Source organism: Streptomyces sp. NPDC057271 (assembly GCF_042668715.1).
Lineage (GTDB): Bacteria > Actinomycetota > Actinomycetes > Streptomycetales > Streptomycetaceae > Streptomyces.
Genome location: NZ_JBHUYJ010000242.1, coordinates 1 through 1528, shown reverse-complemented (window position 1 = coordinate 1528; position 1528 = coordinate 1). Strand labels below are relative to the sequence as shown.

1 protein-coding gene is annotated in these 1528 nt (G+C 67.7%); it reads right to left on the bottom strand.

Annotated features, from left to right (window positions below; all coding sequences use genetic code 11):
- Positions 1 to 97: 97 nt before the first annotated feature.
- Entirely contained in the window at positions 98 to 1324 is a 1227-nt protein-coding gene (locus ACFUJR_RS39230; protein ID WP_383181713.1) for an IS256 family transposase, read from the bottom strand.
- Positions 1325 to 1528: the final 204 nt, after the last annotated feature.

Here is a 1528-nt window from a genome sequence, read left to right as displayed (position 1 = left end):
CGGTGCCCGCTGGGCGGCTTCTTCCAAGGCCGCGCGCACCGCTTCGAGGACCAGCTCCAGGCGGGTGAGGTCCCGCGCGGCGGCCAGGACTTGGGGGTCATGTCCCGTGTGGTGGTGTAGCCGGGCCGATCTGACCGTTGCTGGGGTAGATCTTGTCCATGCTGCCTTCGGGGAGGTAGCGGCGGGGGAAGGCGATCCATTCGTCGTGCATCTCGATGAGCACGGCGGTGGTGAGGCGTTCGAGGGCGTCGGGGTTGGGGAAGATCTGCACGACGTCGGTCCGGCGTTTGATCTCGCGGTTGATCCGCTCCAGCGGGTTGGTCGACTGGATCTTCTTCCAGTGCCGATCAGGGAAGTCCGCGAACGCGGTCAGGTCCTCCTTCGCTTCCAGGAGCATGGCCCTGACCTTGGGGAACTGGCGGCCGAGCATGTCGGCGACGGTGTCGAGCTGGGCCCGGACGGCTGCGGCGTCGGGCTGGGCGAAGACCGTGCGGATGGTCGCGGCCACCATTTCCGCGGAGTCCTTCGGGATCACCGCGAAGACGTTGCGCAGGAAGTGAACGCGGCACCTTTGGTAGCCGGCGCCGAGCATGACCTTGCGGACGGCCTTGACCAGACCCGAGTGGTGGTCGGCGATGACCAGGCGGACCCCGTTCAGGCCCCGCTCGCGCAGCGAGCGCAGGAACTCGCTCCAGAACGCCTCGGTCTCGCTGTCGCCGACCATCAGGCCCAGCACTTCGCGTCCGCCGTCCTCGGTGATGCCGGTGGCGATGACCACGGCCTGGGAGACGATCTGGTGGTTCACCCGGGCCTTGCAGTACGTCGCGTCCAGGTAGATGTAGGGGAAACGGGTGTGGTCCAGCGGACGGGTGCGGAAGGCGTTGAGTTCGGCGTCCAGTCCGGCGCAGAGCCGGGAGACCTCGCTCTTGGAGATGCCGGTGTCCGCGCCCAGGGCCCTGACCAGGTCATCAGCGCTGCGGGTGGACACTCCGTGGACGTATGCCTCGACGATGACGGCGTAGAGGGCCCGGTCGATACGGCGACGGCGTTCCAGCAGACTGGGGAAGAAGCTGCCGGTGCGGACCTTGGGGATCGCCAGGTCCAGGTCCCCGGCCTGCGTGGTCAGCACCTTGTCGCGGTGACCGTTGCGCCAGGTCGTACGGGTCTCGGCGTGCTCGCCGGGCTCCGCGCCGATGTGGGCGGTGGCCTCGGCCTCGATGAGTTCCTGCAGGATCCGCTGGGCCAGGACCCTGATCAACTCGATGCCGTCCGCCGTGCGCAGTGACTCCATCAGCCGGAGTAAGTCATGCTGGGACAAGGCCATCGCGTCACCTCTCTCAACGAGCTTCGCTACTCGGAGAGTTGCGCGATGGCCGCCTCATGACCAGGGGCTATGCGGCGATCGCTGCTACACCACTCGGCGGGACACCATCGGACTTGGGTGGAGTCGGTGCGCTGCCTCCCGCGTTCGGTGACCATGCCGGCTTCCCGCATCCGTGTCAGCGACAGGGAGAGCAGCTGGTCCGCG